Raw genomic sequence first — 25,850 nt, forward strand, 5'->3', positions numbered from 1 at the left:
AGGCTCCGCGCTGACAGGCGCTATTCGCGCGAAGGCTTGCGCCGCCCCTCATTGCCCTGCCGGGCATTTCTCCCCGTATAGAGACGGGGAGAAAGACGCTGTCATCGATGATTTCGCCAAGTGGCTGGCGCCGACCGCGTATTTCAGCCCCTTCTCCCCGTCACTATACGGGGAGAAGATGCCGGCAGGCAGATGAGGGGCAGCGCTGACCTTTCCAATCGTTCGGTCGAAAAGTCAGCCTTTCCCGGCAGTTGCCCGGCTAAGCTCTAAAAGTCGTTCCGCTTCCGCCACCACCTGCGCCGGCGTCACGCGCGCGCCGGGCGCTGCCAGAAGCGTCGATGCGTACGGCCCACGCGGCCCGGTCAAACCCGGCTCCGTGGCCAAAAACACCGCGACCGTTGGCAAGCCGAACGCGCTGGCGAGATGGGTCAATCCCGTATCGGCGCCGATGACCAGCGTCGAACGGCCGAGAATGGCTGCGATGTCGGCTAGCGGCGATTTGGGCAGCACCACCGTGGATGGCACGGCCTTGGCGATCGCTTCGGCCACCGCCTTCTCCCGTTCGTTCGACCAGGTGGTGACCGGCGTCATGCCGCGCTCGACCAGCAGGCGGGCGGTTCCGATCCAGTCCTCAGCAGGCCATTTCTTGTCCTCGCGGCTGGTGCCGTGCAGCAGGAAGGCCGCTTTTCCGTCGATTGCGGCGATCGTGCCCATCGGCGCGACGATGCCGGAGTCGAGCGCCGAAAGATCGGGCCGGTAGCCGAGCGCCAGCCCGAACAGCCGCCTTGTCCGGTCGATGGCGTGCAGGTCGCGCGGCACGGCGTAGGGGATGTCGTAGAATAGCGTCGCCGAGGGTTCGCGCGCGCTCGACCGATCGAAGCCGGCGATCGGCGCGCGGGCCTGGCGTGCTACCAGGGCCGACTTCAGGAGGCCTTGCGCATCGATGACGAGATCATATCGGCAGGCGCGCAAGGCACGGCGCAGGGCCGCCGCCTGGCGCCAGGTGTTCGTGTCGAAGAGGCTCTTTCGCCAGCGCCGTATCGCCACCGTGTGGATGGTGCCAATCGCCGGATGCAGCGCGACGATGCCGGCAAACGCCTCCTCCACGCACCAGTCGAAAGCGATATCGGGCCGCGCGCGGCAGGCATCCTCGAGTGCCGGAAAGGTGTGGATGACATCGCCCATCGACGATGTCTTGACGATCAGCACCTTCATGCCGCGGCCGGAACTTCCAGCAGCCGGTCCGCCGCCGCGGCGACCTGCCCAACTTCCAATGTCTTGAGGCAGTTGAGGTGGCCGAGCGGACAGATTTTCTGGTGGCAAGGCGAGCAGGACAGGCCGAGCCAGACCAGTTCGCGCCGTTCCGCCAGGGGCGGGGTATTTTCAGGCGAGGTCGAGCCGTAGACGGCAACGATCGGCGTGCCGACGGCGGCCGCGACATGCATCAGCCCGCTGTCGTTGGAGACCGCGAGCCGGGCGGCCGCGATCAGGTCGATGGCTTCCTCCAGCCGCGTCTGGCCGGCGAGGTCGACGACGCCGGGGGCCAACGCGGCGATTTCGGCCGTCACGTCGCGGTCGTTCTTCGAGCCGAACAGGGCAACCTTCAGCCCTTTGCCCATGAATTCGCGGGCAAGGCCGGCATAGCTTTCGCTTGGCCAGCGCTTGGCGGGGCCGAACTCGGCACCGGGCATCAGGGCCACGAATTTTTGCGGCGCCAGACCGAAGCGGTCGAGCAAGGCGACCTGGTTTTTCGCGTCCACGGTCAGCCGGGGTGCGCGGAAACTGCCGCCCTGGGCGAGGCCGAAATAGGCCTGCGCGGTGCGCCGTTTCACGGCGTCGGGCAATGCTACGATGTCGGTCAAAAGGCCATAGCGCATTTCGCGCAGATTGCCGAAACGGCGCGGAATGCGGGCAAAGAACGGGATCAGCGCCGACTTCCAGCTGCCTGGCAGAATATAGGCCATGTCGTAGCGGCCGCGCAGCAGGCGGCCGAAGCGGCGGCGATGGCTGAATTCGAGCGCGCCGGGCTTCAGCGGAAAGTCGATCTGCTGGCGGATCTCCGGCATGCGCTTGACCAGAGGTGCCGCCCAGGCCGGCGCCAGCACATCGATCGCGGCGTTGGGATGGAGCTCCTTCAGCGCCGAGAACAGGCACTGCGCCATCACCATATCGCCCACCCAGCGTGGGCCGATCACGAGGATCGTTGGGCTTTCAGCCATTCGACATAGTCTCTGACGCCGGTTTCTACTGTGCGGAATTGCCCGTTATAGCCGGCTGCGCGCAAGCGGGACATATCAGCCTGGGTAAAACTCTGGTAGCTGCCCTTGAGATGGTCGGGGAAGGGGATGAACTCGATCTCGCCCTTGCCCAGCGCGTCGATGACCGTTTCGGCGATGGCGCGGAACGGCTGGGCGCGGCCGGTGCCGCAGTTGAAGATGCCGCTCGCGCCACGCTTCCATAGCCACAGATTGACGTCGGCGACATCGCCGACATGGATGAAGTCGCGGCTTTGCTCGCCCGGTCCGAAGCCGTCATGGGCGCCGAACAGTTTCGGGTTTTCGCCGCGCTCGACCTGGTTGAACAGATGGAAGGCGACCGAGGCCATGGCGCCCTTATGCGCCTCGCGCGGGCCATAGACATTGAAGTAGCGCAACCCCGCGACCTGCGAATGATCGCTGTCGAAGACCGTGCGCCTGACATAGTCGTCGAAGAGTTTCTTGGAATAGGCATAGACGTTGAGCGGCCGCTCCAGCGCCGGCTCCTCGCGAAATTCGGCGCCGCCGCCATAGACCGAAGCGGACGAGGCGTAGAGGAAGGGCACACGCAGCGCCTGGCAGGCATGCAGCAGCCGTTTCGAATAGGCGTAATTCACTTCCATCATGAACTTGCCGTTCCACTCGGTGGTGGTCGAGCAGGCTCCCTGGTGGAACACGGCCTCGATGCGACCGAGCGCGCCGGCCTCCATGCGGGCCAGGAAATCGTCCTTGTCGAGATAGTCGGCTATCGTCAAATCGGCCAAGTTGGCAATCTTGTGGCCGTCGGTAAGGTCGTCGACGACCAGGATGTCGTCATGGCCTTCCGCGTTGAGCGCGGCGACGATGTTGGAGCCGATCATGCCGGCGCCGCCCGTGACGATGATCATGAAGGCCTCTGGTTGCGTGCGATTCCGGTCCTTATAAGGGAGGCTGGCCGGGCTGTCGACAAAGCAGGTGGTGGGCAGGCGCCGTCGTCACAGTGGCGCCGCAAAACCGCCGCTTCTGTCGGCTCGCCGCAGGGCAGGATCATGAGGGACAAAAAATGCCGTCGACCGAACTGCTGATCGCGTTTTTCGCCACCACGGCGATCTTCGCCTATATTCCGGGTCCAGCCATGCTCTACGCCGCCGCGCAGACCATGGCGCGCGGGCGCTGGTCGGGGCTGACGGCGGCACTCGGCATTCACCTCGGCGGCTATGTCCATGTCTTTGCCGCCGCCGCCGGCCTGTCGGTGCTGTTCCATGCCGTGCCGCCGCTCTACATGGCAGTCAAGCTGGTCGGCGCGCTGTACCTGATCTGGCTCGGCGTCTCGCTGTTTCGCAAGCGCGTGGAGGGCGACGTGGCGCTGCCGGCGATCGAGCGCAAATCGGCGCGTCGAGCGTTTTTCGAGAGCATCACCGTCGAGGTGCTCAATCCCAAGACCGCGATCTTCTTCATGGCCTTCCTGCCGCAGTTCATCGATGCGTCCGCGGCCTTCCCGGTCTGGCTGCAATTCGTCGTGCTGGGCACTGTCGTCAACCTGATGTTCTCCTCGGCCGACATCGTCTGCGTATTCCTGGCCGGCCTCGTGATCGGCCGGCTGCGCCGTTCAAGCCGGGCGCAGCGGCTGATGCAGCGGGCCGGCGGCGCCGTGCTGGTCGGGCTCGGCGTCCACGTCGCCCTGCAGAAAATCTGACCTGTCCGGGTTTGCCTCCGCCCCGGCGTTGCGCTGCGCCGAATTGCGGTATATCGGCAGGCATGACCGACCGGCCTCGCAAATCTGGTGTTTCGACCTATCTGAGATCGGCGTTTCCCGCGCGTGGCAGATGACATGATCAAGCACAATCCGCCTTCTCCCGAGCCCCTGCACCGCGCCATCGCGCGCTTCGGCGACATCGCCGTGCTGGTCGTCGGCGACTTCATCCTCGACCGCTTCGTCAATGGCGTCATCGAGCGGATTTCGCCGGAAGCGCCCATCCCGGTGCTGCACGGGCGCGGCGAAAGCTCGGCGATGGGTGGCGCCGGCAATGTCGTGGCCAACATCGTCTCGCTTGGCGCGCGCGCCATTCCGGTCTCCGTGATCGGCACTGATCCCGCCGGCGACAGCTTGGCGCGGATGCTGGGCGAGCTTGGCGCCGAGACAGCGGGCCTTTCACAGCAGCGCGGCCGCATGACCTCGTCGAAGAGCCGCTTCAGCGCGCTCAACCAACAGGTGCTGCGCTTCGACGAAGAAGAGATCAGGCCGCTCGGCGAAGCAGAACGGGCGGAGCTGATCCGCTGTTTCCGGGACGCGTTGCAACAGGCGGACATCGTTATCCTGTCCGATTACGGCAAGGGCATATTGCTGGACGGCGTCGCCGCCGAACTGATCGCCATCTGCCGGGAGGCGGGCAAGCCGGTGCTGGTCGACCCGAAGGGCCGCGACTATGCGCGCTATGCCGGCGCGACCGCCGTCACCCCCAACCGCAAGGAGCTCGGCGAGGCCGTTGGCCATGCGGTATTCGCCGATGACGAGATCGTGGCGGCGGCGCGGGAACTGATTTCGGCGCACGGCTTCGACTTCGTCGTCGCCACCCGCAGCGAAAAGGGCATGAGCGTGGTCGGCCCCAAAGAAGCGCGCCACATCGCCACCCAGGCGCGCGAGGTGTTCGACGTCTCGGGTGCCGGCGATACCGTGATCGCGACCTTCGCGCTGGCGCTTGCCGCCGGCGCCGATCCCGTCGCCGCGGCCTCCATCGCCAACGCCGCCGGCGGCGTCGTGGTCGGCAAGCGCGGCACCGCGCGGCTGAGCGTCGAGGAACTAACCGGCGCGCTCTTTCGCTCGCACGGACCGACCGCGCATAAGGACGCTATCCTCGACGCCGCCTCGGCCGCGCGCATGGTCACGGCATGGAAGGCGGAGGGGCTGAGCGTCGGCTTCACCAATGGCTGCTTCGACATCCTGCATGCCGGCCATGTCAGCCTGCTGCACGCGGCGCGCAGCCAGTGCGACCGGCTGGTGCTCGGCCTCAACAGCGATGCTTCCGTGCGCCGGCTGAAAGGGCCGGGCCGCCCAGTCAACGACCAGCATGACCGCGCCTGCGTGCTCGCCGCGCTCGCTTCCGTCGATGCCGTGGTGGTGTTCGAGGAGGATACGCCGCTGGCGCTGATCGAAGCGCTTCTGCCCGACATACTGGTCAAGGGCGCCGACTACACGATCGACACCGTGGTCGGCGCCGATGTGGTGCAGAAGGCGGGCGGCCGCGTCGTGCTGGTCGACCTCGTCGCCGGCAAGAGCACCACCGGCACGATCGGCAAATTGCGCGCCGGCTGCGCCACCAACTGAGGGATCTCATGTCCGAATTGAACGACTATCTGGTCCGCTCGGCGGCCGCCATCACTGCCACGGTAGAGCGAGACCTGACCAGCGAGATGGAGCGTGCGGCGAGTACCGTCGTGTCGGCGCTTTCCTCCGGAAAGGCCTTGCTGGTCTGTGGCAATGGCGGCTCGGCCAGCGATGCCATCCATATCGCCACCGAACTGGTCGGCCGCTTCCTGAAGGAGCGCAAGGCCTACAATGTGATTGCGCTGCCGGCCAATGCCGGGATGCTGACCGCCTGGGGCAATGACTACGGCTTCGACACGGTGTTTTCGCGCCAGGTCGAAGCGCATGGCGCTGTGGGCGGCGTGCTTTTGGCGATCTCGACCAGCGGCAATTCGCCGAGCATCCTTGCCGCGGCCGAACAGGCGCGCATGATGGACATGACGGTCATCGGCCTGACCGGCGACACCGGCGGCAAGCTGAAGCCGCTCTGCGACATCCTGCTCAACGTGCCGTCGACCTCGACGCCGATCATCCAGCAGGGGCATCTGTGCCTCTATCACTATCTGTGTGAGGTGGTCGAAGCGCGCCTGTCGAATGGCTGACAGTGGCGCAGTCTATCCCCTCGAGGAGCCAGGCCTGTGGGTCGAGCGGATTGGAAGCAGATCCTTTTCAGCCGGTCGACCGGCGCTTTTTCTCGACCGCGACGGCACCATCAATGTCGATACCGGCTATCCAAGCGATCCGGCACAAATAGTCCTGCGGCCCGAGACGCTGCCAGTGATCCGCACGGCCAATCTTAGCGACCTTCCCGCCATCATCGTGTCCAACCAGTCGGGCATAGCTCGGGGCTATTTCGGCTGGCCGGAATTCTCTGCGGTCAATGAGCGGCTGTTGGCGCTGCTCGAGGCGCAGGATTGCTCCGTCGACCTTGTGCTGGCCTGTGCCTACCACTCGAGCGGGACAGGTGAACTGGCAATAGGCGATCATCCCATGCGCAAGCCTAGTCCAGGCATGCTACTGCGCGCTCGCGATCTATTGGACCTGGACACAAGCCGATCCATCATCGTTGGCGATAAGGCCGACGATATGGAAGCTGGACGGCGGGCCGGGCTGCGCGAGGGTTGGCTGGTTGGCGGCAGAGTTAGTCGAAAGACCGATGACGGCAGTTTCGTCACCCGGAAGCTGGTGACGGGCAATGATCATCGGAGGCTTTGCGACGCGGTCGCTGAGCTTGGGAGGGCCTAAGGTTCATCCGACGAACGCCACAAGGTCATCCTCCTTAACGCAGCGGATGACCAAGGCCATGCGCACCATGTCGCTCATGCGGGATCGTCGCGCTGCGAGGCTTCGTAGAGCTTGGCCTCGGTGGCGAAGGAATAGATCATCACCGACATCGAGTAGACGAAGCCGTGGCGACCGCACAGGAAGTAGCGCTTGGCCAGGTAGAATTTCAGGAAATTTCCGAACGGTGACAGCACCAGCCGCATCAGGCCGGGCTTCTTGCCTTTCTCGACCAGCGTGACCGCCTTGAGGCTGGAATAGGCGTTGGCCCGGGCAAGATCCTCCTCGACCGATATTTCACGGCGATGCAGCAAAACACCGTCCTCGATCGTGTCGGTCTCGCCCGGCACGCGAACGGATTCATGCACCCGCGCGGTGAGATCCATGGCGGCGCCTTCCCTGCGGAAAAGCCTGAGCAGCCTGTTGTGCAGGACCCAGCGATGGGCATAGCCGTAGCCCTTCAGCCAGTCGCGGCGGCGCATGTACCATCCGCTGGCCTTGCCGCCGGACGCCTGAGTGATGGCCACGATCGACTGCCTCAGCCGGTCGTCGACACGTTCGTCCGGGTCGATCGAAAGGCACCAGGGCTGGTTGGCATGGTCGAGCGCGAATTGCCGCTGGCGGGGGAACCCCGGCCAGTCATTGTGCAGCAGCGTTATGGGATAGCCCTTGGCGATATAGCTTTTCACGCATTCGACGGTGCCGTCCGTCGAGCCGGAATCGACGATGATGATCTCGGCGCAGAAATCGATGCTTTCCAGGCACGGGCCGATCATGTCGGCCTCGTTCACGCAGATGATGAGCGCCGAGACCGGGCTTGCAAAACGGGTCATGGTCCCCTTCCCATGCGGATTCTCCCGGATTTCACGTTGCTCGCGCCATCTGTTCTCAAGCAATTCCGGGCGGAAAACCGTTACACATTTTTTCTGGAATGGCTTGAGAAACCAGTCAAGCGCCCAGTCAAGCAGTGAAGTCCGGCAGAGCCGTTCAGCCTTGTATATCAACGTCTTTCGAATACCAACGCGGCGCCGGTGTGGCGAAGGCCAGGAATTCGGCTCGCGCGGGCGTCGCCTGGCCTCAGGTTCGCTCGAACGACACCAAACCCTCATCCTTGACGCGACGAATGGTGAGCGCGGTGCGCACCGTGTCGACGTTCGGCGTCGAGGTCAGTTCCTCGATCACGAAGGTCTGGAAGCTGCCGAGGTCGCTTGCCACGCAATGCAGCAGGAAATCGGACTCGCCCGACACCATCCAGGCATCGCGCACGATCGGCCAGCCGCGCGTGCGGTCGGCGAAGATGCGCAGTTCGGCGTCAGCCTGGTGATGCAGCCCGACCAGGCAAAAGGCAACGACATCGAGGCCGAGCGCCGGGGCGTTGAGCAGCGCACGATAGCCACGGATGATACCGGCTTCCTCCAGCCGCTTGACCCGGCGCAGGCAGGGCGGGGCCGAAATGCCGACGCGGTTCGAGAGCTCGACATTGGTCATGCGCCCGTCCGACTGAAGCTCGCGCAGGATCTTCCAGTCGATGGCGTCAAGGTCGGCCTTGAGGGGCATTGGGGTTCTCGATGATCAGTGTGGCGCAAGAATCTTTCGCGATTTTGTAATTAAACGACTTTTGTGTCGAAGCCAGCCCTCGTCGACGCGATTTTGGCAGGTAACGAAAAGCGTTGGTCGCGCGAATATCCACATGGGCCGAAGCTTTCCGGGGACGACGGTCCGCTCGTCTTGCTGGCGTGGCTGGCAGCCCTTACATTAAGCCCGAAACTCCACGTCTTTTTCCAAGGCACACTCGTGTCCGCCCCGCAGAGGCTCCAAATGACCACCAAGCATGCGCCCGTTCTCATCATCGGTTCCGGTCCGGCCGGCTATACTGCGGCGGTCTATGCCGCGCGCGCTATGCTGAAGCCGATGCTCGTCGCCGGCCTGCAGCAGGGCGGCCAGCTGATGATCACCACGGACGTCGAAAACTATCCCGGCTTTGCCGACCCGATCCAGGGGCCGTGGCTGATGGAGCAGATGCTCAAGCAGGCCGAGCATGTCGGCACCGACATCATCAACGACATCATCACCGAGGTCGACCTCAATGTGCGGCCGTTCCGCGCCAAGGGCGATTCCGGCACGACCTACACGGCCGATGCGCTGATCATCGCCACCGGCGCGCAAGCCAAGTGGCTGGGCATTCCCACGGAGCAGGACTTCATGGGCTTCGGCGTTTCCGCCTGCGCCACCTGCGACGGCTTCTTCTATCGCGGCAAGGACGTCGCGGTGGTCGGCGGCGGCAATTCGGCGGTGGAGGAGGCGCTCTATCTGTCCAACCTCGCCAAGAGCGTCACCGTCATCCACAGGCGCTCAGACTTCCGTGCCGAGCGCATCCTGCGCGAGCGGCTGTTGAAGAAGGACAATGTCCGCGTTATCTGGGACACGATCGTCGACGAGATCACCGGCCGCCCCGGCAAGGCACCGCTGCCGCCTTCGGTGGAGGGGCTGAAGCTCAGGCATGCCGTGACCGGTGCCGAGAGCCACCTCAAGATCGACGGCGTCTTCGTGGCCATCGGCCATGCGCCCGCGGTCGAGCTGTTCGCCGGCAAGCTGAAGCAGAAGCCGAACGGCTATCTGTGGACAGCGCCGGATTCGACGCGCACCGACGTGCCTGGCGTGTTCGCCGCCGGCGACGTGACCGACGATATCTACCGCCAGGCGGTGACGGCGGCGGGGCTCGGCTGCATGGCCGCGCTCGAAGCGGAAAAATATCTGGCCGGCATCGAGGTGCATCGCGAGGCTGCGGAATAGGCAGCTCGCGAAACTGTTAAAAAAACGGCTTAGAAGCGCCGTGTAAAAGCCTGATTTTTCATTCAAACGCCAACGGGAACGAGGGGAAATCATGGCGTTGGACTGGGATAAGCTACGCGTGTTCCACGCTGCGGCGGAGGCGGGGTCGTTTACGCATGCGGCCGAGACGCTGCATCTGTCGCAATCTGCGATATCGAGGCAGGTCAGCGCGCTCGAACATGATGTCGGCGTGCCGCTGTTCAATCGCCATGCACGCGGCCTGGTGCTGACCGAACAGGGCGAGATGCTGTTCCGCACGGCGCATGACGTGCTGATGAAGCTGGAAACCATCAAGTCGCGGCTGACCGAGACCAAGGACCGCCCGTCCGGTGTGCTCAGGGTGACGACGACCGTCGGCCTCGGCGCCGGCTGGCTGACCGAGCGGGTGCAGGAGTTCATCGAACTCTACCCCGAAATCAGCCTGCAGCTGATCCTCGCCAATGAGGAGCTCGACCTCACCATGCGCCAGGCCGATTGCGCCATCCGGCTGCGCCAGCCGCAACAGCCGGACCTGATCCAGCGCCGTCTGTTCACCGTGCATTTCCATCTCTACGCCGCCCCATCCTACGTCGCCAAGTATGGCAAGCCGGGTTCGATCGCAGAGTTGAGAAGCCATCGCATCGTCACCTTCGGCCTGCCTGTGCCGTCGCATCTGTCGGAGTTGAACTGGCTGGAGACGGTCGGTGATTTCGAGAGCGGCCGGCGCGTGCCGACACTGCAGATCAACGACATCCTGTCGATCAAGCGTGCCGTGCAGGGCGGCGCCGGCATCGCCATGCTGCCGGACTACGTCATCAGCAAGGATTCCGGCCTGGTGCAGCTTTTGCCGGAAACCGAGGTACCGTCCTTCGACACCTATTTCGCCTATCCCGACGCGATGAAGAACCAGGCCAAGCTGCACGTGTTCCGCGACTTCATCATCGCCAAGGCCAGAAGCTGGTCGTTCTGATCCAAGGTCGCCTCCGCGAGCCTATCCTTTCCAGGGCGTGATCCGCGGCAGCCAGCCCGGTACGTTGCGGCGGTAGGCTTCGTATTCAGCGCCATAACGGCCGGTGAGCGTCGGCTCCTCATAGAGCTTGACGAAGGTCACCATGGCAGCCGCCGCGATTGCCGCGTAGGCGGCGATCGACCAGCTCGAGAACAACAGCGCCTGGCCGAGAATGATCGACAGCACGGCGACATACATGGGATTGCGGACATGGCGGTAGATGCCGCCGATCACCAGTCTTTCGGTTGGTGCGACGGGGGCTGGCGTGCCCAGCCCTTCCAGTGCAAAGCGGGCGAAGGCATGCAGCAGCACGGCGGCCGCGGCGGCAATGAGGACGCCGCCGGCAAGGACAAAGCCGGGCAGGGGCGACCATGGGCGAGCCCAGCGCTCGCTGAGCAGCCATGGAATCAGGCCGGCGACCAGGCCAGGGGCGGCAATCAGGAAAAGACCGCTGCCGGCAATCGCCGAAAACCTACGCATTGGTTGATCTCCGCTTGACTGCCTTGGAATTGAACCGCCGCTGCCTCATTCCACATCATCAGTGTTTTTCGGCATTTTGGGAACAAAACCGGCCGCGATCGGTGTTTTCGAGACGACAATGACCCGAAAGCGCGCTTGATTTTGACGATTCTGCTGGTCCTATTGGCTCCCGGAATGGGTTGGACCACAGCCTGTGCCTTTTTGCATGCGTGTGTTGCAAAATAGATGCTTGTTTCTTGGGCATGATGAGCAGATATATAGATCATCTCCTGGGCGCGTTCTCCTCCCATTAGCGCCCTCGAGTGTTCCCCTCTGGAGGTTAGCCTTAACAGGCACTTCCAATCAAACTCAGCCGGATCTTCGTTGATCCGGCTTTTTTGTTGCCCGGGGCCGGGCGGGACGGGCGAAAATTTCATCGGAATTGCCACGTAACAGTGTCATGTAACCTCTGGTAACATGACAACGATGCCTTCCGCTGCTATGTACATGGTAGGACGCGGTGTGGTTCGGACGGGAGATGGGGGCATCACTCGTACGGCCCGGGCTCAGGCGGCTACCGCGTCCGAACCTTTTCCGCCGAAGTGCGGCGACCATACATGCGGCGGACCTGCCGTTTCTCCTCCCAAGAAAACGGTCCGCACAACAAAACGGCGTCCGGCCCCCCGGGCGTCGTTTTTGGTTTTTGCCCCCTCGATGCTTCGAGGGGGCTTTTCATGAATCGGGTGAAATCAGGCGGCCTTGCCGTTGGCGTTCATCGCCTCGTCGGCGAGACGGCCAGTCAGCTCGGCCATATGGTCGAAGGCGGCGCGGTAGCTGGCAACGCCTGAAGTGGCCGACCGCAGCTCGATGATCAGATCGCCGATCTCGGCCTGCGGCATGGTCGCCTCGACGACATCCCATCCAGGCCAGTCGGGCCGCGCGTCATAGCCGAGGATCTGGCCGCGCCGCTGCGGGATCAGCGCGATGATCTTCGACGTCGCGTCCGACGGCGTGACGATCTCGACCTTCATCACCGGCTCCAGAAGCACCGGCGAGCAGGCGGCCATGCCTTCCTTCATGGCCAGCTTGGCCGCCATCTGGAAGGCCATGTCGGAGGAATCGACGGCATGGTAGGAGCCGTCCGACAGGTTGACCGCGACGTCGACCACGGGGAAGCCGAGCGGGCCGGTCTTCAGATAGTCGCGTATGCCTGTCTCGACCGACTGGATATAGGTCTTGGGCACGACGCCGCCGGTGATGGTGTCGGTGAACTGGAAGCCGGAGCCGCGCGGCAGCGGCTTGATCTCGATCACCACATCGCCGAATTGCCCGTGGCCGCCCGACTGCTTCTTGTGACGGCCGCGCTGCTGCACCGGTTTGCGGATCGTCTCGCGATAGGGCACCGCCGGCGCATGGCCTTCGACCGGTATCTGGTTCTTGCCCTCCAGCCGCTCGCGCACCACGCGCAGATGCATCTCTCCGTGACCCGACAGCACGGTCTCGGCCGAGTCCTGGTTGTGGCGCAGGCTGAGCGAGGGGTCTTCCTCGGCCAGGCGCTGGATGGCGGCCGACATCTTGACCTCGTCCTTGCGCTCCTTGGGGCGCAGGGCGAAGGCGAAGACCGGCTGCGGCGGCTCGATATCGAACAGCGGCTTGATGCCTCCCTTGGCGGAGCTGAGCGTCTGGCCCGTCTTGACCGCGTCCAGCTTGCCGAGCGCCACGGTGTCGCCGGTCCTGGCGGCGGTCAGCTTCACCTGGTCCTTGCCCAGCATCCTGTAGATGCCGGAAACCTTGGCGGTGTCGCCGCCAGGCAGCCACAGTTCCAAGCCGTCGGCGACCTGGCCGGACAGAATGCGCGACACCGACAGCTTGCCGCCATGCGGCGTGTGGATGGTCTTCATCACCTGGACCACCGTCGCGTTGCCGTCCGGGGCGCCGAGCCGCTTGCGGGTCGCCTCGATGTCGGGCGCGTCGTGGCGGATCGTCTTCAAGAGGCGCAGCACGCCATTGCCTTTCTCGGCGGTTCCGATCAGCACCGGCGTCACCGCGCCGTCGCGCAGGTCGGCGGCGAGATCGTCGAAGACCGCGTCCTTGGGCGGCTCGATCTCCTCGAGCAGCTGCTCCATCAACTGATCGTCATGGTCGGCCAGCGTCTCGAGCATGGAGAAGCGCGCCTCCAGCTCGCGCGCCTTGTCGTCGCCCGGTATTTCAGCCACCTCGCTCTCGGCATACTCGCGGTAGATGTAGGCGCGCTCCAGCGCCAGATCGATCGAGCCGATGACGACGCCGTCCTTGCGCAGCGGAATCTGGCGCAGAAGCAGCGGCGCCGCGCTTGTCGGCTGTAGCATCTTCAGCGTGTCGCGCACGCCCGCGATCGCCTTGTCGACCTTGTTGAGGAACAGGATGCGGGGCACGCGTAGATCGTCGAGCTTGCGCATGATGAGCTGCAAGGCGGGGATCTTCTTTTCGTCGGCCTCGGCCACGACCACCGCGACATCGCAGGCGGCCAGTACCGGCTCGGCCTCGAGAGGAATTCGATCGACCCGGGCAGTCGACGAAGGTGAACTGCTCGCCATGAATTCGGTGGTGGCGATCGACGCCTCGACGCTCATGGCGTGGGCGCGGGCCTCGGGCGAATGGTCTGAAACGGTGTTTCCCGAGGAAACCGGATTCTGGCGGGGAATGGCGCCCGTACGGGCCAATATGGCTTCGAGAAGTGTCGTCTTACCGCTTGCGAAGGGACCGACTATGGCAATGCATTTCGGTCCCGTGCGTCGTCCTCCGGCGCGAGTACCCATGACTGACCTCCACTCAGGCGTTTTCCTGGGGACCGACTGGCATTCATGGTTCAGGCCAAGGTCAATCGGTCCTGAGCGGCGGCCGGCCTGTTCGACCGTCGCGGGCGGGTCTGTTTCGACCTGCCCCGATTATCGTCCCACTTGTTTGCCTGGAGGGCAAGAAAAATAGGAAGCCGGCGCGGCTGGCCGGCTCAGGCGCTGAGCGCGAGCGGTTCCGAGCGCCCGGCAAGCAGCGCGAGCTTGTCGCGCGGCGCCGGCCTGCCGAAGAAATAGCCCTGGAAGCGGTTGCAGCCGGCAGCCTTGGCCAGCGCGAACTCTTCTTGCGTCTCGACACCTTCCGCCACAATGGTCACGTCCTGGATGCGGGCAATCTGCGCCAGCGCCGAAACGAAGATCTGCGCCACCTGGTCATGAGCGAGGCTGCGGATATAGGAGCGATCGATCTTGATGATATCGATCGGCAAGGTCTTCAGATAGTTGAAGCCGCAATGGCCGGTGCCGAAATCGTCGAGGGCGATGTGAAAGCCGAGACCGCGCAGCGCTTCGAGGCGCCGCAGGATCTCGGGCGTGGCGGCGGTCGCCACCGTCTCGGTGATCTCGATGATGAACCGTGACGCCGACCGGCCGGTTTCCCTAAGCACGCGGTCGCACATGGTGACGATCTCGTCGCGCTTGAGCTGCTCGCCGGAGACGTTGATCGAGATGCGGTGACCCGGGAACTGGCCGATATCGGCACAAGCCCGCTTGAACACCCATTCGCCGAGCATGTCGATCAGCGTGGAACGTTCGGCGATAGCAATGAACTCGGCCGGCGCGATCAATCCGCGAACCGGATGGCGCCAGCGGATCAACCCCTCGAGCGCATGGCTGGAGCCATCCGGGTTGACGATCGGCTGATAATGCAATTCGAGTTCGCCCAGATAGACCGCGGCGCGCAATTCCCGTTCGACCAGACGCCGGTAGCGCTTGTCGGACAGCATCTCCTCGTCGAAGACGGTGACGCGGCCACGGCCCGCCGCCTTGCTTTCATAAAGCGCCAGATCGGCAACCAGCATCAGTTCCGTCGTGTTCGAGGCATGGGCCGGCGCCAGCGCCACGCCGACCGAGATGGAGAGCGGAATCGTCTTGCCTTCATGCGATTTGCCGGCGCGCATGGCATCCAGCAATTGTCTGACATCCTTGTTGATGGCGTTGAGGTCGCCGTGCTGAATGATGACGCCGAATTCGTCGCCGCCGAGGCGTCCGACCATGGCACCGGCAAAGATGTGCTCCGAGGTCTTGACCAGATGCGTCAGGGTGAGGTCGCCGAACTGGTGACCGAACGTGTCGTTCAACTGCTTGAAATGGTCGAGGTCGATCAAGAGCAAGGCCGCCTCGCGCCTGTCGCGCATGGTGCCCAGGCTTTCGCGCAGCGCTTCGAGGAAATAGCGTCTCGTCATCGCGCCGGTCATCGCGTCCCTGGTGAGGAAATGATGTTTCTCGGCCTCGGCGGCTTCGGCCGAATGGAGGCGATGGACGACGCTGCTGCGCATATACATCAGTGCCAGCAAGGCCAGGCTGGTGGCCAGGATCGAGATGGCGAAGGCACTGCCGGCAGGCAGGTTTCGCAAGACGTCGAAAGCGCCAAGCACCGCCGCGCCGATGCTGATCACAAGCAGCGACTGGATACCGCGATAGATCCGGCCGCTGTGGTCCTTGATCGTCGTCAGTATGCTCATCCGCCAGCTCCCGCACTGCAGGCTCACGGCTAGTGGGCAGCCGTTAAGAAGACATTGAACTCGCCGGCATTCCGCTCGGCGATCCAAGCGGGCAAGGTTCATGGTTAAGAGAAAATCAGGTCTTCGCCCAAGCCGGCCGCAGGGCCGGTTGCATCAGGGCCAATCCGGGCCGAGAATGCGTTTCACTTCGAAAGGGCCGACGTTTCCCCAGCCCTGGCCAGTTTCAGGAACAGACGATGAAAATAATTGCTTGCGGCAGCGTGCCGACCATCATAGCGCCGGACAAATACTTCACCGGCCGGGTTCTGCAGACGCCGATCATCGAGACCGAGGCGCCGGCGCGGCTCAGGGCCACGCTGGTCAGTTTCGAACCCGGCGCGCGCACCCGCTGGCACACGCATCCGCTTGGCCAGACGCTTTATGTGACCGCGGGCGCCGGCCTGGCCCAGACATGGGACGGGCCAATCCGGGAGATCAGGGCCGGTGACGTCATCTCCTTCGCGCCCGGCGAGAAGCATTGGCATGGCGCGGCGCCGAAATCGGCGATGACGCACATCGCCATGCAGGAGGCCCTCGACGGCATCCATGCCGACTGGCTGGAAGCAGTGACGCCGGCGCAATATGGCGGCTGAGTGCTGAGCCTGGATTGACAAAACCCGGCGGTAACGCCTGACCGCGGTGACGCCGGGTCTTGTTTCGAACTTACCAGATCAGGTCAGCGATGCCGTGAAGCGCTGGATGCGGGTGCAGGCTTCCTCCAGCAGCGTCTCCGAGGTGGCGTAGGAGATGCGGAAGTTGGGGCCGAGGCCGAAGGCCGAGCCGAACACCACCGCGACGCCCTCGGCTTCGAGCAGTTCCGAGCAGAAGGTCTCATCGGTGTCGATCACCTTGCCGGCCTTGGTCTTCCTGCCAATCAGCTGGGCGCAGGACGGATAGACATAGAAGGCGCCTTCCGGCGACGGGCAGGTGATGCCGCGCGCCTGGTTGAGCATCGAGACGACGAGGTCGCGCCTGCCTTGAAAGATCGCCTTGTTCTTGGCGATGAAGTCCTGCGGGCCATTCAATGCCTCGACCGAAGCCCATTGCGCGATGGTGCAGGCGCCAGAGGTCTGCTGGCCCTGGATCATGTCCATCGCCTTGATCAGCGGTACCGGACCGGCGGCATAGCCGATGCGCCAGCCGGTCATGGCATAGGCTTTCGAGACGCCGTTCATGGTCAGCGTGCGCTCATAGAGGTTCGGCTCGACCTCCGCGATGGTCTTGAAGACGAACTCGCCATAGGTCAGGTGCTCGTACATGTCGTCGGTCAGCGTCCAGACATGCGGATGCTTGAGCAGCACGTCCGCCAGCGCGCGCAGTTCGGCGTGCGTGTAGGCCGCGCCCGACGGGTTGGACGGCGAGTTCATCAAAAGCCATTTGGTCTTCGGCGTGATTGCCTTTTCCAGGACCGCCGGGGTCAGCTTGAAGCCGTTGTCGATCGAGGTGTCGGCAAACACCGACGTGCCGCCGCAGATCGCCACCATTTCGGGATAGCTGACCCAGTAGGGGCGGGGGATGATGACCTCGTCGCCGGGGTTCAACGTCGCCATGAAGGCGTTGAACAGGATCTGCTTGCCGCCGGTGCCGACGATGGTCTGCTCGGGCTTGTAGTCGAGATTGTTCTCGCGCTTGAACTTTTTCGCGATCGCCTCGCGCAGCGGCACGATGCCCGAAACCGGCGGATACTTGGTCTCGCCACGGCGAATGGCTTCGATCGCCGCATTCTTGATGTTGTCGGGCGTATCGAAATCGGGCTCGCCGGCGCCAAGGCCAATGATATCCCGGCCGGCATTTTTCAGCTCGCGGGCTTTCTGCGTCACCGCGATGGTGGCGGAAGGCTTAACGCGGGAAAGGGTGTCGGCAAGAAAGGCCATGACCTTCTGTCTCTCCAAAGGATCGGCGCGGCCAGGAGCGGCCGCGGCGCTTCTCATGTCGCATCATTCCCCCCAGCGCAAGCCTTGTCGGCTGGGCCAGGTGGCGTGGCGCGGTCAATGAGGCGTGATCGGCAAAAGAAAGTTCATTAACGGGCGGTAGAGGCTTGCATGGCAGGATCGCGGTTCAATTCCGCCAGGTCGCGGAGCGAGGAACCCTTGTCACGCAGCATCGGACTTGCCCATATCATCCGTCATGATGACGGCACCTCGAGCGGTGTCTGGGGCATTTATACGCTGCAAAGCGCCTTCCAGCCGATCTTTGCCTTCAACGAGGGCAAGCTGTCGGTCGCCGCGTTCGAAGGCCTGATCCGCCCGTTTCGCGACGGCGAGCCGCAATCGCCGATGACCTTCTTCTCGACATGTCCGGCGGCCGACCGCCTGCATGTCGAAGCGCTGACCAGGACACTGCATCTGCTCAATGCCGGCGCCTGCCTGCCGCAGGAAGCATCGATCTTCGTGAATTTCGATCCCTCGGTGTTCACCGAGCGATCGATCGTCGACAACGCCTTGCGTGACATGAGGCTGGTCCTGCACGAAGCCGGTATCGATCCGGGCCGCGTCGTGTGCGAGGTGACAGAGCAGAGATCGGCATCGCAGGAGACCCTGCACAGCTTCGTCACCGCACTCAGAGCCAACGGCTTCCGGATCGCCGTCGACGACTATGGCGCCGACGATTCCGACATCACCCGCGTCAAGGAGTTGCGCCCCGACATCGTCAAGTTCGATGCGCACTGGATCACGCAACTGATGGAATCGGGCGCTGGTTTCGCGCTGCTGACATCCATGGTCAGGAGCTTCGAGGACCAGGGCATCCGCACCGTGTTCGAGGGCATCGAGGAAGGCTGGCAACTGGAGCTGGCGGAGCGATCGGGCGCCTCGATGGTCCAGGGCTACGTGCTGGCCCGTCCAGAACTCGCGCCGACAGGTTTCCGTGTTTTCGCGACGAGCAGTCCCGAACCTGTCTCCGCCGCAAGCCATACGTCCGCTCCCGCCGCCGTTGCGCCGCGCACGGGGCGGCCGGCAAAGGCTTTCGGGCGCAGGATCGTGCCATGAGTGCCGAGCGCCGGCGCACCATCGGCGATGCGATCTTCGTCGATGAGATCGGCATCGAATATGGCGTCCATGGCGACTTCCGCCTGCGCAGCGCCTACCAGCCGATCTACGCCCCGCATGGCGGCAGCTTGCATCCGGTGGCCGTCGAAGGCCTGATCGAGCCGCACCGGGCCGGCCGCCCAGGGTCGCCGCGGATGTTCTTCGACAGCGTCGCGGCCTCGGACCGGCTGTTCGTCGAAACCATGTGCCGCGTGCTGCATCTCAGGAATTTCCACAATATCGGCGTCGATGGGCTCGACCTGTTCTTCAACTACAATCCCCTGGTCAACGACCATGCCGGACGGGCGCTGGCCGAGATCCGGCTGATGAGCCGGCATCTCGACGAACTCGGCCTGGCGCCCGCCATGCTGGTCTGTGAAATCACCGAACAGGCGGCGGACGATGCGCTGCTGGCAAGGCTGGTACGTGAAATGCGGCGCGACGGTATCCGCATCGCCATCGATGATTTCGGGACCGGCCATTCGACCGAGGAGCGGGTGAGCCTGCTTCAGCCCGACATCGTCAAGATCGATGGCGGCTGGTTCGCGGAATTCTGCCGCCACGCCGCCGCGGAACGCTTCTTCCGCCCGCTGGTGTCCAGCCTGCACGACCGTGGCGCCAAGGTGCTGGTCGAGGGAATCGAGCAGCCCACCCACCTGCGCGTCGCGCTCGAAGGCGGAGTCGATTTGCTGCAGGGTTTTCTTCTCGGGCGTCCGGCGCTTGCCGGCACCATCTTCAACGAAGAGCCGCTTGCGGTCGATGCGCTGCTGGGCTTCGACAATAAGGTCGTGCCGTTGCATAAGCGGCGCTGATGGTCGGGCCAAAACAAATCATTGGTTGAGGATGCTGCTGCTGCGATAATCCGCCCGCAGAAGCAGCGCTTCGGGGACCGACAATGATACTTTACAGCATGATCGACAGCGGCAATTGCTACAAGCCCAGGCTGCTGATGGCCAAGCTCGGCCTCGCTTTCACCACCGTCGAAGTGAGTTCGCATACCGGCGATACGCGCAAGGCCGATTTCGTCGCCAAGAATCCGAACGCCATGGTGCCGCTGCTGGAACTGGACGATGGCCGGCGGCTGGCCGAATCCAACGCCATCCTGCTATATCTTGCGGAAGGCACGCGCTTGCTGCCGGCGGACAGATACGAGCGCGGGCTCGCCTATCAGTGGCTGTTCTTCGAGCAGTACAGCCACGAGCCTTACATAGCCGTGCGCAAGGCGCTGCTGACCTTTCCCGAACGGGCCGCAGATGCGACACCCGAGCGGCTGGCGGCGACGCTGGAACGCGGCAACAAGGCGCTCGGCGTCATGAACACATATCTCGAAAACAACGCCTTCTTCGCTGGCGGCACCTTCAGCATCGCCGACATCGCGCTCTATGCCTACACGCACACGGCGGAGCAGGGCGGCTTCCAGCTCGACGCCTATCCGGCGGTGGTGGCCTGGCTCGGCCGCGTGGAGGCCGATCCGGGGCATGTGCCGATCGAGTGGGTGGGGTAGGCGAATGGCGAAAGCGGCCAAAATTCAGGCAAATAAAAAGGCGGGATAAATCCCGCCTTCCCATTTCGGTAGCCTGATCGGGAGCGTCCGGTCCGGGCTGGCAGCTATCTGCTGTTCCAGCTTGTCGGGTCTTTCCACTCCGGCGCGCTTCTCGCGCGACCGTCAGTACATCCGTGACTTGCCGCGCGCCCCGAACTCTCGTCCGGCGCGCGCCATTTTCAAAATCAGGCTGCCTTGCTCAGAGAACCAGCGGACGACTTGCCAGTGCGGCGGTCCTGCTCGATCTCGAAGTTGATCTTCTGGCCTTCGACCAGGGTCGACAGGCCAGCGCGCTCGACAGCCGAGATGTGGACGAAAACGTCCGCGCCGCCGCTGTCAGGCTGGATGAAGCCGAAACCCTTGGTGGCGTTGAACCACTTGACCGTTCCAGTTGCCATAAAAATAGTCCTTCACATTTGCTTTGGTATGACCGGACCGAAATCCAGCCGGTGTGCATCGAGATTTTGGAGATAGACGTCAGCAAACGCGAAGATCGCGAGGCCCGGATCGATCGGCCGAAATATCAATGCGGCTGATATAGGCTGCTTTCGCACAAAAAACAAGACTGCGTGAAAAAGCCGTGATCGGGGGCCGCCCAACGGCCGCCCCAATCTGGTGAAACCGTGGCGCAAGATCGCGCCGTCCCTGGGCGGCGGATCGAGGGGAGAGGACCATGAAAATCATCCTGCTTGCCGCTTGCCTCACGCTGGTGGCCGCCCAGGCGCAGGCGATCTCGCGCTACGACCCGACGCGTATGAGCTGCGCCAAGGTCCAGTCGACGATCGCGCGCCAAGGCGCGGTTATCCTGCGTTATCAGTCGAAACGGGTGCCGGGGCTGCCGCTCTACGACCGCTATGTGCAGAGCCAGCAGTTCTGCACCATGGGCGAGGTGAGGACGCGCGCCTATGTGCCCAGCGCCGACACCAAGTCCTGCCCGGTCTACAATTGCAAGCGGCCGGACAATGAGCATTTCAGGCATCGCTTCATCCGCCGCCATTGATGTTCAGGTGATGCAGGCCTGCAAACAGCTCGGCCTGACCTGAATCTCAACACATCCGGGAGCGGCTTACTGCTCTCAAAACCCGAAGGACACCTGCGCCGGCGGCGGCGGGCCGACGCGCACGCCTTCCATGGCCAGCATCTTTTCCTTGGTGACCGAACCGCCGGGCGCCGAGAAGCCGCCGATCTTGCCGCCGGCGGCCAGGATGCGGTGGCACGGGATGACCAGCGGCACCGGATTGGCGCCAAGGGCGGCACCGGTTTCGCGTGGCAGGCCGGCATGGCCGGCGCGAGTGGCGAGTTCGCCATAGGTCGTGGTTTCGCCATAGCCGAGTTTTCGCGCCGCGTTGTAGATGGCGAGCCGGAAATCGTCGATACCGTCGAGATCGACGGGAAAGCCGGTGAAATCGACGTCCTCGCCCGCGGCGTAAGCCTTGATCGAGGCGATCAGCTCGACCACCCATGATGGCTGGGCCGTAGAGGCGGAAACGCCGGCGTGGCGCATCAGCCGCCGCTCTACCGCTTCGCGGCTGCGTTCGGGCAGGCAGAGCCGGATCAGGCCCTTTTCGCTCCACGCGATGCCCATGAAACCGATCACTGTTTCTAACACTGCGTGGCCAGCTGTGATCGAAGAGGTCGTTTCCATGCTGCGTTCCTTTCCGCAAAGCGGCGGAATCCGGGATTCCTGCCGGTACATATCAGGAACAATATGGCACCGCCGCCTGCGTCCCGCCACCCGAAAACCACCAGATGGCCCCGATTGCTACCCAAGAATCGCTGGTGTAAGGGAAATCTTAACGACCCGACAAACCGGACTTCGAGCGCGGCTTGCCAGCAAAACAAATCCTTATCGCCATCGGCGTGATCGCGGCGGCGGCCGGCATGAGCGGCTGTACCTCGACCTCGCAGATGAAAGCCGCGCCATCCCTGACGGAAACCGCGACCACGGCAGGCAGCGATGCCGGCTTCACCGTGCCGCTGCCGGACACGGTTTCGGTGCTGCCGCAATCCTCCGGAATCACGCCGGTTCAGACGGCCGAGTTGACCCCCGGCCCGGCCACGCCGGCACTCGATCCCGCCGCCCAGCCGGTCGCGGCGGCCGCCGCCTTTGCCGGGGCAACGCCTACGACGCCGGCAGTCCCCGCCGTGATGACCGCCAATGCCTGGCAGGCGCCGCCGCCGTCCAAGGCCGGCCAGCCGGTCGAGGCCGCCGGGACCTACACGACCGCGGGGCTCATCGTGCCGGCGGTTGCCAAGGGCGGCCAGAAGATGCCCGGCGTGCAGCAGGTTGCCTATGTCGTGCCGCAGAACCCGGCTGCCCTGGTGCAGTTCCCGTCGGCGCCGGTCGAGCCGGCTGAAGAACAGCATTCGACCGGCATGCGCGGCGACGTCGACCGGCTGATCGTCAAATACGCCGCCTTCTACCAGGTGCCGGTGGATCTGGTGCGCCATGTCGTCAACCGCGAAAGCACCTACAATCCCAAGGCCTACAATAACGGCCATTGGGGACTGATGCAGATCAAGCACGCGACGGCCCGCGGCATGGGCTATGACGGGCCGGCCAAGGGTCTGTTCGACGCCGAGACCAATCTCAAATACGCGGTCAAATATCTGCGCGGCGCCTGGCTGGTGTCGAACGGCAACGCCAAGAAGGCCGACTGGCTCTACCAGACCGGCTACTATTTCGACGCCAAGCGCAAGGGCCTGCTCGAGGCCACCGGCCTCGGTGTCGACCGCAAGCGCGGGCGCCTGCAGCCCGACGCCTGAGCGCGATGCCCGAACCGCGGCCGCCGGCTCCAAACGACATCCGGCTGCGCAAGATCCTCGATGAGACGCTGGTTGCGCCGCACTGGCCTGACGGCTTTGTCATGCGCAGCTTCGAGCGCGGTGACGCGCTGCCGCTGCATGCGTTGCTGGGCGAAGTGTTCGACGACGGCGCCGACGGCCCCTTCGACGAATGGTGGCCGCGCATATCCGAAGATCCCGAATTCGACCCGGCGCTGTGTTTCCTCGTCATCGATGCCAAGGGCCGGCTGGCGGCGGCCGCACTGTGCTGGAGCTCGGCGTTCGTCAAGGACCTGGCCGTTCATCCCGAGGCGCGCGGCAAGGGTGTCGGCGAAGCGCTGATGTGGCACGCCTTCGCCATTTTTCGCGACCGGGGCGCCGCCCATGTCGATCTCAAGACCAATACGCTCGGGAACGCGGCCGCCGTGCGGCTCTACGAGCGGCTGGGCATGCGGCCCGTCGCCTGGGAAGGCTGACAGCCGTCACCGGTCCCGGGCCCGTCACCGGTCATGGCCCGTTCGGAACCCAAAGCGTTGCTCCGCATTCAATGAACGGTGGGGTCTGACCGGCTGTCGGTGCTCTGTGCCGCCAGTTGCCAAGGAGATCCACCGCGATGAAGGTTTTCCACGCATTGCTAGCGTTGAGCGTCGCCGCCGTGCTCGCTGCGGGTCCGGCGCGCGCGGTCGAGCTGTCGATCGTGTCGGGCGACACCGGCAACGGCCTCAAGGTGCTGCGCGAGATCCTCGACCGCTATGAGAAAGAGACCGGCGACAAGGTCACCATCGTCGCCATGCCGTCGTCTGGGACCGACCAGTTCGGCCAGTACAGGCTGTGGCTCGCCGCCGGCAACAGCGACGTCGACGTCTACCAGACCGATGTCATCTGGGCGCCGCAGCTCGCCAGCCAGTTCGTCGATCTGACCGAGGCGACCAGGGATGTCGTGGCCACGCATTTCCCGTCGATCATCCAGTCGCAGACCGTCGACGGCAGGCTGGTGGCGCTGCCGATCTTCACCGATGCGCCGGCGCTGTATTATCGCAAGGATCTGCTCGACAAATACGGCGCCAGGGTGCCGGCCACCTGGAAGGAGCTGGGCGACACCGCCAGCCTGGTGATGGACAAGGAGCGGGCCTCGGGCAACAGGGATATCTGGGGCTTCGTCTTCCAGGGCAACGCCTATGAGGGGCTGACCTGCGACGCGTTCGAATGGGTGGTGTCGAACGGCGGCGGCCATATCGTCGAGCCGGATGGCGCGATTTCCATCAACAACGCCCGGGCGGCGGCAGCGCTCGACATGGCCAAGGGCTGGATCGGCACCATCGCGCCGCCTGGCGTGCTCGCCTATCAGGAAGAGGAGGCGCGCGGCGTGTGGCAGACCGGCAATGCGGTCTTCATGCGCAACTGGCCCTATGCCTATGCGCTGGGCAATAGCCAGGGATCGCCGATCAAGGGCAGGTTCGACGTCGCGCCGCTGCCGGCGGGCACCGGCGAGGGTGCCCGGCCGGCGGCGACGCTCGGCGGCTGGAACCTCGCGGTCTCGAAATATTCCAGGCACCCGGATGCGGCAATCGAACTGGTCAAGTTCATCGCTTCGCCGGCAATGCAGAAATACCGCACGCTGAAGACCGCCAACCTGCCGACCATCCAGGCGCTCTATGACGATGCCGACATCGCCAGGCAACAACCGATCATACCGCACTGGAAGGAGGTCTTCCTCGATGCCGGGTCGCGGCCCTCGGCGGTGACCAGGAATAAGTACAACGAGGCGTCGAGCCAGTTCTGGAACGCCGTCCACAAGACCTTGTCCGGCGAAGGCAGCGCCGCCGACAATCTGGCCGACCTCGAGGCGACGCTGACCCAGCTGAAAGGCAAGGGCTGGTGAGCGCGCGACCGGCTGATGCCGCCGACCGGCGCCAAGGCTCGCGGCTGATGCGCCAGCGTGTGCGCTCGGCGTGGCTGTTCCTGGCACCGATGCTTCTGGTGCTCGCCGCCGCTGCCGGCTGGCCGCTCGCCCGCACGGTCTATTTCAGCTTCACCGATGCCTCGCTGTCCGATCTCGACGCCCGCCAATGGGTAGGCCTCGCCAACTATGTCTCGGTTCTGCGCATGCCGAGCGGCAGGGTCATCCACGACGGGCTGCTTCTCGACCCGGTCTGGTGGCGCGCCGTGTGGAACACCGTGCGCTTCGCGGTGGTTTCGGTGACCTGCGAGACGATCCTCGGCATGGTCGTCGCCCTGGTGCTCAACGCCGAATTCCCCGGCCGCGGCATCGTCAGGGCGGCGATCCTCATCCCCTGGGCGATTCCGACCATCGTCTCGGCCAAGATGTGGCAGTGGATGCTGAACGACCAGTTCGGCATCATCAATGTCGTGCTGATCAATCTGGGGCTGATCGACACCAAGATCGCCTGGACAGCCAGCGCCGATACCGCGATGGCAGCGGTGCTGATCGTCGACATCTGGAAGACGACGCCGTTCATGGCGCTGCTGATCCTGGCCGCGCTGCAGATGCTGCCGCGCGAGATCATCGAGGTCGCCAGGCTCGACGGCGCCAACCCATGGCAGATCTTCTGGCGGGTGACCTTGCCGCTGATCCGTCCGGCGGTCATGGTGGCGGTGATCTTCCGGGCGCTCGATGCGCTGCGTATCTTCGACCTGATCTATGTGCTGACGCCCAACAATGCGCACACCAAGTCGATGTCGGTGTTCGCCCGCGAGAACCTGTTCGAGTTCGACAAGTTCGCCTATGGCTCGGCCGCCTCGACCCTGCTCTTCCTCGTCCTCGCCTTGCTCACAATCCTCACCATCCGCGTCGGCCGGATAAGCCTGGAAGGAGGCCGCTGA

The 25,850-nt window shown here is 64.2% G+C and carries 26 protein-coding genes; 15 read left to right on the top strand and 11 right to left on the bottom strand.

Features of this window, described 5'->3' with window-relative positions; genetic code table 11:
- Positions 1-234: 234 nt before the first annotated feature.
- The 3 genes from waaC to rfaD are packed head-to-tail and all read right to left on the bottom strand — an operon-like array spanning position 235 to position 3,142.
- Complete coding sequence (gene waaC, locus EJ077_RS07410; RefSeq protein ID WP_208700829.1) at positions 235-1,215, bottom strand: lipopolysaccharide heptosyltransferase I; 981 nt, start codon at positions 1,213-1,215, stop codon at positions 235-237.
- Positions 1,212-2,219: a lipopolysaccharide heptosyltransferase II gene (gene waaF, locus EJ077_RS07415; RefSeq protein WP_208700831.1), complete on the bottom strand. Its 1,008-nt coding sequence runs from the start codon at positions 2,217-2,219 to the stop codon at positions 1,212-1,214. Before waaF ends, waaC begins: the two co-directional genes overlap by 4 nt.
- A complete protein-coding gene (gene rfaD, locus EJ077_RS07420) occupies positions 2,192-3,142 on the bottom strand; it encodes an ADP-glyceromanno-heptose 6-epimerase (RefSeq protein WP_208700833.1) in 951 nt (316 codons plus the stop codon). Before rfaD ends, waaF begins: the two co-directional genes overlap by 28 nt.
- A gap of 155 nt (positions 3,143-3,297) precedes the next feature.
- On the opposite strand from rfaD, the gene EJ077_RS07425 reads away from it, so the two are divergent.
- The 4 genes from EJ077_RS07425 (at position 3,298) to EJ077_RS07440 (ending at position 6,783) form a co-directional block, all read left to right on the top strand.
- Positions 3,298-3,930, top strand: a complete 633-nt coding sequence (locus EJ077_RS07425) for a LysE family translocator (RefSeq protein ID WP_208700835.1) — start codon at positions 3,298-3,300, stop codon at positions 3,928-3,930.
- Positions 3,931-4,065: 135 nt separating this feature from the next.
- Positions 4,066-5,559 carry a D-glycero-beta-D-manno-heptose-7-phosphate kinase gene (rfaE1, locus tag EJ077_RS07430; protein WP_208700837.1) on the top strand — a complete coding sequence of 498 codons (1,494 nt, stop codon included), beginning with the start codon at positions 4,066-4,068 and terminating at the stop codon, positions 5,557-5,559.
- Positions 5,560-5,567: 8 nt separating this feature from the next.
- Positions 5,568-6,140 carry a D-sedoheptulose-7-phosphate isomerase gene (locus EJ077_RS07435; protein WP_208700839.1) on the top strand — a complete coding sequence of 191 codons (573 nt, stop codon included), beginning with the start codon at positions 5,568-5,570 and terminating at the stop codon, positions 6,138-6,140.
- A complete protein-coding gene (locus EJ077_RS07440; protein WP_208700841.1) occupies positions 6,133-6,783 on the top strand; it encodes a D-glycero-alpha-D-manno-heptose-1,7-bisphosphate 7-phosphatase in 651 nt (216 codons plus the stop codon). Before EJ077_RS07435 ends, EJ077_RS07440 begins: the two co-directional genes overlap by 8 nt.
- Positions 6,784-6,857: 74 nt before the next feature.
- Here EJ077_RS07440 and EJ077_RS07445 read toward each other — a convergent pair whose 3' ends face one another.
- Together EJ077_RS07445 and EJ077_RS07450 are read right to left on the bottom strand one after the other, a co-directional pair.
- On the bottom strand, positions 6,858-7,652 hold the full coding sequence (locus EJ077_RS07445) for a glycosyltransferase family 2 protein (protein WP_208700842.1): 795 nt from the start codon (positions 7,650-7,652) through the stop codon (positions 6,858-6,860).
- A 244-nt stretch (positions 7,653-7,896) separates the two neighbouring features.
- Entirely contained in the window at positions 7,897-8,376 is a 480-nt protein-coding gene (locus EJ077_RS07450; protein WP_208700844.1) for an Lrp/AsnC family transcriptional regulator, read from the bottom strand.
- 261 nt (positions 8,377-8,637) lie between these two features.
- Between EJ077_RS07450 and trxB the strand changes: the two genes are divergently transcribed.
- Together trxB and EJ077_RS07460 are read left to right on the top strand one after the other, a co-directional pair.
- A complete protein-coding gene (gene trxB / locus EJ077_RS07455; protein WP_127873462.1) occupies positions 8,638-9,612 on the top strand; it encodes a thioredoxin-disulfide reductase in 975 nt (324 codons plus the stop codon).
- Positions 9,613-9,703: 91 nt separating this feature from the next.
- Positions 9,704-10,600 (top strand): LysR family transcriptional regulator, encoded by an 897-nt coding sequence (locus EJ077_RS07460; RefSeq protein ID WP_127873461.1) that lies wholly within the window; start codon positions 9,704-9,706, stop codon positions 10,598-10,600.
- Positions 10,601-10,621: 21 nt separating this feature from the next.
- On the opposite strand, the gene EJ077_RS07465 is transcribed toward EJ077_RS07460, so the two are convergent.
- The 3 genes from EJ077_RS07465 to EJ077_RS07475 all read right to left on the bottom strand — a co-directional run bounded on the left by EJ077_RS07465 (position 10,622) and on the right by EJ077_RS07475 (position 15,614).
- Positions 10,622-11,119, bottom strand: coding sequence for a methyltransferase family protein (locus tag EJ077_RS07465; protein ID WP_208700846.1), 498 nt, complete (start codon positions 11,117-11,119; stop codon positions 10,622-10,624).
- A 728-nt stretch (positions 11,120-11,847) separates the two neighbouring features.
- The gene (locus tag EJ077_RS07470; RefSeq protein ID WP_245458661.1) at positions 11,848-13,896 is read right to left on the bottom strand and encodes an elongation factor G; all 2,049 of its coding nucleotides are present in this window, start codon (positions 13,894-13,896) and stop codon (positions 11,848-11,850) included.
- Positions 13,897-14,087: 191 nt separating this feature from the next.
- A complete protein-coding gene (locus tag EJ077_RS07475) occupies positions 14,088-15,614 on the bottom strand; it encodes a putative bifunctional diguanylate cyclase/phosphodiesterase (RefSeq protein WP_208700848.1) in 1,527 nt (508 codons plus the stop codon).
- Positions 15,615-15,850: 236 nt separating this feature from the next.
- Between EJ077_RS07475 and EJ077_RS07480 the strand changes: the two genes are divergently transcribed.
- Complete coding sequence (locus EJ077_RS07480; RefSeq protein WP_208700850.1) at positions 15,851-16,246, top strand: cupin domain-containing protein; 396 nt, start codon at positions 15,851-15,853, stop codon at positions 16,244-16,246.
- Positions 16,247-16,324: 78 nt separating this feature from the next.
- On the opposite strand, the gene EJ077_RS07485 is transcribed toward EJ077_RS07480, so the two are convergent.
- Positions 16,325-17,527, bottom strand: a complete 1,203-nt coding sequence (locus tag EJ077_RS07485) for a pyridoxal phosphate-dependent aminotransferase (RefSeq protein ID WP_208700852.1) — start codon at positions 17,525-17,527, stop codon at positions 16,325-16,327.
- A gap of 216 nt (positions 17,528-17,743) precedes the next feature.
- Between EJ077_RS07485 and EJ077_RS07490 the strand changes: the two genes are divergently transcribed.
- From EJ077_RS07490 to EJ077_RS07500, 3 genes are all read left to right on the top strand, one after another.
- Complete coding sequence (locus tag EJ077_RS07490) at positions 17,744-18,640, top strand: EAL domain-containing protein (protein ID WP_208700853.1); 897 nt, start codon at positions 17,744-17,746, stop codon at positions 18,638-18,640.
- Positions 18,637-19,491, top strand: coding sequence for an EAL domain-containing protein (locus EJ077_RS07495; RefSeq protein WP_208700855.1), 855 nt, complete (start codon positions 18,637-18,639; stop codon positions 19,489-19,491). Before EJ077_RS07490 ends, EJ077_RS07495 begins: the two co-directional genes overlap by 4 nt.
- Positions 19,492-19,574: 83 nt before the next feature.
- Positions 19,575-20,183: a glutathione S-transferase family protein gene (locus EJ077_RS07500; protein ID WP_208700857.1), complete on the top strand. Its 609-nt coding sequence runs from the start codon at positions 19,575-19,577 to the stop codon at positions 20,181-20,183.
- A 224-nt stretch (positions 20,184-20,407) separates the two neighbouring features.
- Here the strand turns inward: EJ077_RS07500 and EJ077_RS07505 are convergent, their stop codons facing one another.
- Positions 20,408-20,620: a cold-shock protein gene (locus EJ077_RS07505; RefSeq protein WP_015316174.1), complete on the bottom strand. Its 213-nt coding sequence runs from the start codon at positions 20,618-20,620 to the stop codon at positions 20,408-20,410.
- A gap of 275 nt (positions 20,621-20,895) precedes the next feature.
- Between EJ077_RS07505 and EJ077_RS07510 the strand changes: the two genes are divergently transcribed.
- Positions 20,896-21,222, top strand: coding sequence for a hypothetical protein (locus EJ077_RS07510; RefSeq protein ID WP_208700859.1), 327 nt, complete (start codon positions 20,896-20,898; stop codon positions 21,220-21,222).
- Positions 21,223-21,297: 75 nt separating this feature from the next.
- Here the strand turns inward: EJ077_RS07510 and EJ077_RS07515 are convergent, their stop codons facing one another.
- Entirely contained in the window at positions 21,298-21,867 is a 570-nt protein-coding gene (locus tag EJ077_RS07515; protein ID WP_208700861.1) for a methylated-DNA--[protein]-cysteine S-methyltransferase, read from the bottom strand.
- Between the two features lie 182 nt (positions 21,868-22,049).
- Here EJ077_RS07515 and EJ077_RS07520 point away from each other — a divergent pair, with 182 nt between their 5' ends.
- The 4 genes from EJ077_RS07520 to EJ077_RS07535 all read left to right on the top strand — a co-directional run bounded on the left by EJ077_RS07520 (position 22,050) and on the right by EJ077_RS07535 (position 25,850).
- On the top strand, positions 22,050-22,988 hold the full coding sequence (locus EJ077_RS07520; RefSeq protein ID WP_208700863.1) for a lytic transglycosylase domain-containing protein: 939 nt from the start codon (positions 22,050-22,052) through the stop codon (positions 22,986-22,988).
- Between the two features lie 5 nt (positions 22,989-22,993).
- Positions 22,994-23,482 carry a GNAT family N-acetyltransferase gene (locus EJ077_RS07525; protein WP_208700865.1) on the top strand — a complete coding sequence of 163 codons (489 nt, stop codon included), beginning with the start codon at positions 22,994-22,996 and terminating at the stop codon, positions 23,480-23,482.
- A gap of 137 nt (positions 23,483-23,619) precedes the next feature.
- On the top strand, positions 23,620-24,888 hold the full coding sequence (locus tag EJ077_RS07530) for an ABC transporter substrate-binding protein (RefSeq protein WP_208700866.1): 1,269 nt from the start codon (positions 23,620-23,622) through the stop codon (positions 24,886-24,888).
- 47 nt (positions 24,889-24,935) lie between these two features.
- Positions 24,936-25,850 carry a carbohydrate ABC transporter permease gene (locus tag EJ077_RS07535; RefSeq protein WP_208702929.1) on the top strand — a complete coding sequence of 305 codons (915 nt, stop codon included), beginning with the start codon at positions 24,936-24,938 and terminating at the stop codon, positions 25,848-25,850.

The organism is Mesorhizobium sp. M8A.F.Ca.ET.057.01.1.1 (assembly GCF_003952565.1).
In the GTDB taxonomy this organism is placed as follows: domain Bacteria; phylum Pseudomonadota; class Alphaproteobacteria; order Rhizobiales; family Rhizobiaceae; genus Mesorhizobium.

Bases quoted from the DNA above. Each gene is read 5' to 3' on its own strand.
- waaC (WP_208700829.1), bottom strand. From the start codon at position 1,215: ATGAAGGTGCTGATCGTCAAGACATCGTCGATGGGCGATGTCATCCAC.
- waaF (WP_208700831.1), bottom strand. From the start codon at position 2,219: ATGGCTGAAAGCCCAACGATCCTCGTGATCGGCCCACGCTGGGTGGGC.
- rfaD (WP_208700833.1), bottom strand. From the start codon at position 3,142: ATGATCATCGTCACGGGCGGCGCCGGCATGATCGGCTCCAACATCGTC.
- EJ077_RS07425 (WP_208700835.1), top strand. From the start codon at position 3,298: ATGCCGTCGACCGAACTGCTGATCGCGTTTTTCGCCACCACGGCGATC.
- rfaE1 (WP_208700837.1), top strand. From the start codon at position 4,066: ATGATCAAGCACAATCCGCCTTCTCCCGAGCCCCTGCACCGCGCCATC.
- EJ077_RS07435 (WP_208700839.1), top strand. From the start codon at position 5,568: ATGTCCGAATTGAACGACTATCTGGTCCGCTCGGCGGCCGCCATCACT.
- EJ077_RS07440 (WP_208700841.1), top strand. From the start codon at position 6,133: ATGGCTGACAGTGGCGCAGTCTATCCCCTCGAGGAGCCAGGCCTGTGG.
- EJ077_RS07445 (WP_208700842.1), bottom strand. From the start codon at position 7,652: ATGACCCGTTTTGCAAGCCCGGTCTCGGCGCTCATCATCTGCGTGAAC.
- EJ077_RS07450 (WP_208700844.1), bottom strand. From the start codon at position 8,376: ATGCCCCTCAAGGCCGACCTTGACGCCATCGACTGGAAGATCCTGCGC.
- trxB (WP_127873462.1), top strand. From the start codon at position 8,638: ATGACCACCAAGCATGCGCCCGTTCTCATCATCGGTTCCGGTCCGGCC.
- EJ077_RS07460 (WP_127873461.1), top strand. From the start codon at position 9,704: ATGGCGTTGGACTGGGATAAGCTACGCGTGTTCCACGCTGCGGCGGAG.
- EJ077_RS07465 (WP_208700846.1), bottom strand. From the start codon at position 11,119: ATGCGTAGGTTTTCGGCGATTGCCGGCAGCGGTCTTTTCCTGATTGCC.
- EJ077_RS07470 (WP_245458661.1), bottom strand. From the start codon at position 13,896: ATGGGTACTCGCGCCGGAGGACGACGCACGGGACCGAAATGCATTGCC.
- EJ077_RS07475 (WP_208700848.1), bottom strand. From the start codon at position 15,614: ATGAGCATACTGACGACGATCAAGGACCACAGCGGCCGGATCTATCGC.
- EJ077_RS07480 (WP_208700850.1), top strand. From the start codon at position 15,851: ATGAAAATAATTGCTTGCGGCAGCGTGCCGACCATCATAGCGCCGGAC.
- EJ077_RS07485 (WP_208700852.1), bottom strand. From the start codon at position 17,527: ATGGCCTTTCTTGCCGACACCCTTTCCCGCGTTAAGCCTTCCGCCACC.
- EJ077_RS07495 (WP_208700855.1), top strand. From the start codon at position 18,637: ATGAGTGCCGAGCGCCGGCGCACCATCGGCGATGCGATCTTCGTCGAT.
- EJ077_RS07500 (WP_208700857.1), top strand. From the start codon at position 19,575: ATGATACTTTACAGCATGATCGACAGCGGCAATTGCTACAAGCCCAGG.
- EJ077_RS07505 (WP_015316174.1), bottom strand. From the start codon at position 20,620: ATGGCAACTGGAACGGTCAAGTGGTTCAACGCCACCAAGGGTTTCGGC.
- EJ077_RS07510 (WP_208700859.1), top strand. From the start codon at position 20,896: ATGAAAATCATCCTGCTTGCCGCTTGCCTCACGCTGGTGGCCGCCCAG.
- EJ077_RS07515 (WP_208700861.1), bottom strand. From the start codon at position 21,867: ATGGAAACGACCTCTTCGATCACAGCTGGCCACGCAGTGTTAGAAACA.
- EJ077_RS07525 (WP_208700865.1), top strand. From the start codon at position 22,994: ATGCCCGAACCGCGGCCGCCGGCTCCAAACGACATCCGGCTGCGCAAG.
- EJ077_RS07530 (WP_208700866.1), top strand. From the start codon at position 23,620: ATGAAGGTTTTCCACGCATTGCTAGCGTTGAGCGTCGCCGCCGTGCTC.
- EJ077_RS07535 (WP_208702929.1), top strand. From the start codon at position 24,936: ATGCGCCAGCGTGTGCGCTCGGCGTGGCTGTTCCTGGCACCGATGCTT.